Origin of the sequence: Solicola agrisoli (genome assembly GCF_049059935.1) — a bacterium.
Taxonomy (GTDB): Bacteria; Actinomycetota; Actinomycetes; order Propionibacteriales; family Nocardioidaceae; genus JAURVT01.
The window spans coordinates 1-6,419 of the sequence record NZ_JBMGQR010000125.1 but is presented as its reverse complement, the minus strand read 5'-3'; the positions used below and the strand labels follow the sequence as shown (position 1 = coordinate 6,419).

The window sequence follows — 6,419 nt, the reverse complement described above, 5'->3', positions numbered from 1 at the left end:
GATCGCGTCGCCGATGGCGGTGCCGCCGTCGGGCGACATGGAGGCCAGCGCCCGCTGCACCTCGGCGCGGTCGGTGGTGGGAGGGACGTCCAGCGACGCCGTCGTCGCGAACGACACCAGGCCCACCTGGTACTGCTCGGGCAGCTCGGCGATGAACTGCTCGGCCGCCTCCTGGGCGACCGAGAAGCGGTCGGGGCTCACGTCGGTGGCGCGCATCGAGCCGCTGAGGTCGAGCGCGACGACGACGGTCGCCTCCTCGCGGGGCACGCGCACGTCGGCCTCGGGCCGGGCGAACCCGGTGACGAGCACGACGGCCATCGCCATGAACAGGGCGGCCGGCACGTGACGGCGCCAGCCCGGGCTGGGGGCGACGCGCGCCAGCAGCGGCAGCGCCGCGAACCGGACGGCACTGCGCTTGCGACGGCGTTGGACCAGCAGGTACGCCACGAGCAGGGCGAGCACGCCCAGCAGCAGCCAGAGCCGGTCGGGGGACAGGAAGGTCATGGTCGTGCCTCCGTGAGGGGACGGGACGAGGTGCGCCGGTGGCGCGCCTGGAGGACGAAGCGGGTGAGGTCGCGCAGCCAGTCGCCACCGGTGGAGACCACGAGGTGGTCGGCCCCGGCGCCGCGGACGGCGGCGGCGTTGGCGGCCCGCTCCTCGCGGGCGGCCTCGGCGAACCGGCGGCGGGTTCGGCGCGAGGAGGTGTCGACGTCGTGGGTGGCGCCGGTCTCGGGGTCGGCGAAGGTGACGACGCCGACGTCGGGCAGGTCGAGCTCGCGCGGGTCGAGCACCTCGACGACGACGACGCGCTGCCGCGTCGTGAGCCGTCGCAGCGCACGGGCCCAGGCGTCGCGGTCGGGGTCCATCAGGTCCGAGACGACGAACCGCAGGCCGCGCCGGCGGTGCCGCTCGAGCGACGCGATGCCGGCGGCGAGACCGGGCGACTCGGCGTGGCCCTGACGGGGCGCCTCGGCCAGGCTGCGGAGCACCATCAGCCGGTGCGCGCGCCCGCTGCGGTGCGGGAACCGGCGCACGCCGTCCGCGGTGAGCACGTGCGCGCCGAACTGGTCGCCGGTGCGGGCAGCGGTCCGGGCGAGCGAGACGGTGACCGCGGCCGCGAGGTCGCGCTTCTCCATCGTCGCGGTGCCGAAGTCCATCGACGCGGTGGCGTCGACGAGCGCCCAGGTGCCGAGCTCGCGGTCGGCCGTGACGTCACGGACGTGCACCTCGCCCGTGCGGGCGGTGACGTTCCAGTCGATGCGGCGGACGTCGTCCTGGCCGGGCACGTAGATCCGTGCGTCGGCGGCCTCGGTGCCCGGGCCGAGGCCGAACCCGGCGTGGTCGCCGTTGGCCAGGCCGTCGATGCGGCGGCCCACCGTCAGCTCGAGCCGGGCCAGGGCCGCCTCGGGCGACAGCTCGCGGAGCGAGACCACCGGGACGTTGGCGGTGGGCCTCATGCCGCGCCCGGGGCGACCTGCGCGGGTGCGACCTGCGGCTCGGGGATGCGGGCGACCAGGCCGGCGACGATCGCACGCGGGTCGACGCCGTCCGCCAGCGCCTCGAAGTCGAGGACGAGGCGGTGCGCGACGACGTCGACGGCGAGGTCGCGGACGTCGACGGGCAGCACGTACTCGCGTCCGCGCAGCAGCGCGAGGGAGCGGGCGCCGGCGACGAGCGACAGCGTGGCGCGCGGGCTGGCACCGGCCGAGACGAGCGACGCGAGGTCCTCGACGCCCGGACGACGGGGGTCGCGCGTGGCGACCACGATGCGCACGGCGTAGTCGGCGACGGCGTCGTGGACGAAGACGCCGGCGGCCTGTGCCTGGATCGCCGCCACCTCGTGCGGGTCGAGCAGGGTCTGCACCGAGGGCGTCGAGACGCCCACGCGGTCGAGGATGCGGCGCTCCTCCTCGTCGGTGGGGAGGTCGACCGACACCTTCATCATGAAGCGGTCGCGCTGGGCCTCGGGCAGCGCGTAGACGCCCTCGGACTCGATCGGGTTCTGGGTGGCCAGCACCATGAACGGGTCGGGCAGCCGGACGGTCCGACCGCCCACCGACACCTGGTGCTCGGCCATCGCCTCGAGGAGCGCCGACTGCACCTTGGCGGGCGCGCGGTTGATCTCGTCGGCGAGCACGACGTTGCCGACGATCGGGCCGGGCTCGACCTCGAAGGTCTCGCTGGACGAGCGGTAGACGCGGGTGCCGACGATGTCGGCCGGCACCAGGTCGGGGGTGAACTGGATGCGGGAGAAGGCGCCGCCGACGACGGACGCGACGGTGCGCGCGGCGAGCGTCTTGGCCACGCCGGGCACGCCCTCGAGCAGACAGTGGCCGCCGGACACGAGCGACACGAACATCCGCTCCACGAGCAGGTCCTGGCCGACGACGACGCGCTTGACCTCGAGCAGGGCGCGCTCGAGCCGGGCGGTGGCGTCAGGGACGTCGTCGTGACGGCGGATGTGGGTGGGCGGCAGGGGCTGGGACTCGGTCATGCCACGAGTCCAGCAACTGGCTGCGAAAACCCTCCGTAGCCCGGGTTTTCGGTGGTTTTTCGGCGCACCCGTGCTTGGAGGGAGTCCCTAGCATCGGCCCCATGCGCGTACTCGTCGTCGACGACGAGCAGGACCTCCTGCACCCTCTCACGTTCGGCCTGAGCGAGGCCGGGTACGCGGTCGACGGCGCCACCACCGGCCGCGAGGCGCTCGACAAGGCCGAGGTGGTGCCGTACGACGTGGTGGTGCTCGACCTCGGCCTGCCCGACATGGACGGCCTCGAGGTCTGCCACCGGCTGCGGCACGACCTCGGCAGCGACGCCCGCGTGCTCGTGCTGACGGCGCGCGCCGGCGTCCTCGACCGGGTCCGCGGCCTGGACGCCGGCGCCGACGACTACCTGCTCAAGCCGTTCGCGTTCCCCGAGCTGGTGGCCCGCATCCGTGCCTTGCTGCGCCGCGAGATCACCCAGCCCGACGCGGTGCTGACGTCGGGTGCGCTGCGGCTCGACGTCGCCCGGCACGAGGTGTGGTGGCACGACCAGCTGCTCGCGCTCACCCGCAAGGAGTTCGGGGTGCTGGAGTACCTGATGTCGCGGGTCGGCGTCGTCGTCCCGGCCGAGGAGCTGCTCAAGCACGTGTGGGACGAGCACACCGACCCGTTCACGCAGACGGTGCGCGTCACCGTCGGGACGCTGCGCCGCAAGCTCGCCGCCGGCGACCGCCCGGCGCCGCTCGAGACGGTGGTGGGTCGCGGCTACCGGCTCAAGGAGCCCGCCTGATGACGATCACGCGTCCCACCTGGACGCGGTCGCTGCGGTTCGGTCTGGCGCTGCGCTGGTCGCTGGCGCTGCTGCTGGTGGCCTCCACCGTGGTGGTGGGGCTCAACGTCGCGCTGGCCCGGACGGTCGGCGACGTGCCCGCCGCCGAGACGTACCGCGCGGTCGAGAAGGTGCGCACCGACTCCGGCGTGAAGACCCTGCGCGAGCTCGAGCTGGCCGAGGTCGAGGACGTCGAGGCCGCCACCAACGCCCGTGCGCTCGCGACGCTGCGCACCTACTCGGTGTACGCGCTCGGCGGCCTGTTCGTCACGAGCCTCGCCGTCGGCTGGCTGCTCGCCGGACGCGCGCTGCGTCCCGTGGGCGAGATGACGCGCGCCACCACGCTCGTCGACGGGCGCGACCTCTCGCGGCGCATCTCCGTCGGCGGCGGTGACGACGAGCTGGGGTCGCTGGCCCGCTCGATCGACGACATGCTCGGCCGCCTGGACGAGGCCTTCGGACGTCAACGTCAGTTCGTCAGCGACGCGTCGCACGAGCTGCGCACGCCGCTCGCGGTGATCCAGACCAACGTCGACGCGGTGCTCAGCCGCGCCGACGTCGACCCACGTGAGCGCGAGCGCGCCGTCTCGACGACCACGCGGGCCGTGGGACGGATGGCGACGCTGGTGGACGACATGCTCGCGTCGGCGCGGGCGTCCACGCCCGAGGACATGCAGCCCGGGATCTCCCTGGACGAGCTGGCCCGCGACGAGCTGGTGGAGTTCGAGGTGCTGGCCGACGCGCGCGCCGTCGAGCTGCGGGCGCGCACCGAGCCGGTCGTCGTCACGGGCCACGAGGCCGCGCTGCGGAGGGCCGTCGACAACCTCGTGGCCAACGCGGTACGTCTCACCCGCGAGGCCAGCACCGTGCGTCTCGACGTGGGCGAGCGCGACGCGTGGGCGTTCGTCGCCGTCACCGACGCCGGCCCGGGCGTCCCCGACGGGGAGGCGCCGCAGGTGTTCGACCGGTTCTGGCGCGGACGCGGCCAGGACTCCGGCGACGGCCACCACGGCCTCGGCCTGTCGATCGTGCGTCAGGTGGCCGAGAGCCACGGCGGCGTCGCGCGCGTCCACCCGGCGGCGGGCGTGGGCAGCACCTTCGTGCTCTGGCTCCCCCTGACGCAGACCGCCCGCGCCACCGTCCCGCCTGCGGCCTCGCCGGTCTGACCGCCGGTCAGGAGCTCGCGACGACCACCCCGTCGCGTCCGGCGTCCTTGACCGCGTAGAGCGCACGGTCGGCGCGTGCGAGCGTGGCCGCGACGTCGTCGTGCGCGCCGTGCAGGGCGAGCCCGATGGAGCAGGTCTGGCCGGCCGGGACGGCGCCGACGATGCGGTCCACGACGGTGCGCGCGTGCTGCGCGGAGGGCACCGACATGGCCACGGCGAACTCGTCGCCGCCCCAGCGGCTGACGAGGTCGGGGGCGCGGACCGAGTGCCGCAGCGTCTCGGCGAAGCCGACCAGCAGGGCGTCGCCGGCGGCGTGGCCGTGCGCGTCGTTGTACTGCTTGAAGTGGTCGAGGTCGATCATGGCGACGGCCACCACCCCGTCGTCGTCGACGGTGCGCGCGACCAGCTCGGCGAGCCCCTCGTCCCAGCCGCGACGGTTGGCGAGCCCCGTCAGCGGGTCGAGCGTCACGGACGCCTCGAGCCGCCGGCGGGTGAGGTCCTCGTGCAGCGCGGCGCCGGCCTCGGCTGCCAGGACCTCCATGGCCTGACGGACCTCGGCGCTGGCCGCGGACCTCGCCTCGAACCACGCCGCGGTCAGGACCGCCAGCACCTCGCCGTCGGGGCCGAGCACCGGCTGCCAGTAGCCCGACACCATCGAGTGCACGCGCGCCATCGCGGGGTTGACGGTCGCCTCGGCGGCGACGTCCTCCACGTCGACCGCGACGCCCCGGTGCCAGACGCTGCCCGTCATCGTCAGCTGCGCGAGGTCGACCCGGACGCCCACCTGGTCGGGGTCGGTGGCGGCGGTGACGACCAGGCCGTGCTCGTCGAACGACTCGACCAGCGCCACCCCCGAGGCGCCCGTCAGCTGCTGGGCGCCCTGGACGACGGCCGTCCGCACGTCGTCGCGCCGCTGCACGACGCTGCGGGTGACGTCGGCCAGCACGCGCGAGACGCGCTCGGCGCGGGCGGCGGTCTGCTCGGCCGCCCAGCGGTCGGTGATGTCGGTGACGTGCGCGAGCGTCCAGGGGTGCTCCCCCGGCCCGCGGACGGTGACCATGGTGACCTCGCTCCGGCGGACCTGGCCGTCGGGCCGGACGTAGCGCTTCTCCACCACCACCGGGCCGCCCCCTGCCGTCCGCAGGGCCGCCATGGCCTCGGGCGAGAGGTGCCTGTCCTCGGGGTGGGTGACATGGGCGGAGGTGTGCCCGAGCAGGTCCTCGGCCGGCCTGCCGACGATCCGGCACAGGGCGGGGTTGACCTCGACGAACAGGCCGTCCTCGTCCGCCAGGCTCATGCCCACGGGGCTGCCGGCGAAGGCCTGCTCGAAGCGCTCCTTGGTGATCGCCAGGGCGGCCTGGGCGTCGACCACGTCACGGTGCTCCCGCGCCAGCTCGCTCTGCTGCTCGCGCAGCGACGCGAGGAGCCGTGAGGGCACCTGGGTCACGACGAGGACCAGGCCCATCACGACCAGCCACCGTGGCACCGCCACCCCGACGGGCAGGTCCATCGCCGACCAGATGCCGATCGCGGCGACGGGCAGGAGCCACAGGCCCGTGCGGGCCGAGAGGGTCACGCCCACGAAGGTGAACACCGCCGGCCACAGGCTGAGCGTGTAGGTGGAGGCCACCGGCGCGAGCCACCCGTACGCGAGCAGGAAGCCCATCATCATGAGCGGTCCGGCGAGCAGGGCCGCGAAGCTCCGCGTGTCGCGGGTGCGGTGCCACATCGTCAGGACGACGACCATCAGCACCGCCGTCGTCCACCACAGTCCGGGGCCGGCCTCGCCCGTCGAGACGGCGGTCGCGAGCGCCACGCCCAGCAGGACCACGGCGGCGACGGCCCCCACCAGGTGGAGCCCACGCGCCGACAGCATGGGTGGGTGATCGGCACGTCCCGCGGGATCTTGAGCCGATCTTGGGAGTTGTCGGTGGCTCAGGG

General features: G+C 74.6%; 6 protein-coding genes. 2 read left to right on the top strand and 4 right to left on the bottom strand.

Translation table 11 applies throughout. The features are described from left to right. The 3 genes from ACI6PP_RS22645 to ACI6PP_RS22635 form a co-directional block, all read right to left on the bottom strand. A partial coding sequence (locus ACI6PP_RS22645; protein ID WP_421113996.1) for a VWA domain-containing protein occupies positions 1 to 504 on the bottom strand: 504 nt, incomplete at its 3' end. Continuing rightward, positions 501 to 1,457, bottom strand: a complete 957-nt coding sequence (locus ACI6PP_RS22640; protein WP_421113995.1) for a DUF58 domain-containing protein — start codon at positions 1,455 to 1,457, stop codon at positions 501 to 503. The genes ACI6PP_RS22645 and ACI6PP_RS22640, both read right to left, overlap by 4 nt. Beyond that, positions 1,454 to 2,494, bottom strand: a complete 1,041-nt coding sequence (locus tag ACI6PP_RS22635; RefSeq protein ID WP_421113994.1) for an AAA family ATPase — start codon at positions 2,492 to 2,494, stop codon at positions 1,454 to 1,456. Before ACI6PP_RS22635 ends, ACI6PP_RS22640 begins: the two co-directional genes overlap by 4 nt. Positions 2,495 to 2,595: 101 nt before the next feature. On the opposite strand from ACI6PP_RS22635, the gene ACI6PP_RS22630 reads away from it, so the two are divergent. Continuing rightward, positions 2,596 to 3,273 (top strand): response regulator transcription factor, encoded by a 678-nt coding sequence (locus ACI6PP_RS22630; protein WP_421113993.1) that lies wholly within the window; start codon positions 2,596 to 2,598, stop codon positions 3,271 to 3,273. Further along, positions 3,273 to 4,478 carry a sensor histidine kinase gene (locus ACI6PP_RS22625; RefSeq protein WP_421113992.1) on the top strand — a complete coding sequence of 402 codons (1,206 nt, stop codon included), beginning with the start codon at positions 3,273 to 3,275 and terminating at the stop codon, positions 4,476 to 4,478. Before ACI6PP_RS22630 ends, ACI6PP_RS22625 begins: the two co-directional genes overlap by 1 nt. Positions 4,479 to 4,485: 7 nt before the next feature. Here ACI6PP_RS22625 and ACI6PP_RS22620 read toward each other — a convergent pair whose 3' ends face one another. Next, a complete protein-coding gene (locus ACI6PP_RS22620; protein ID WP_421113991.1) occupies positions 4,486 to 6,354 on the bottom strand; it encodes a sensor domain-containing diguanylate cyclase in 1,869 nt (622 codons plus the stop codon). Positions 6,355 to 6,419: the final 65 nt, after the last annotated feature.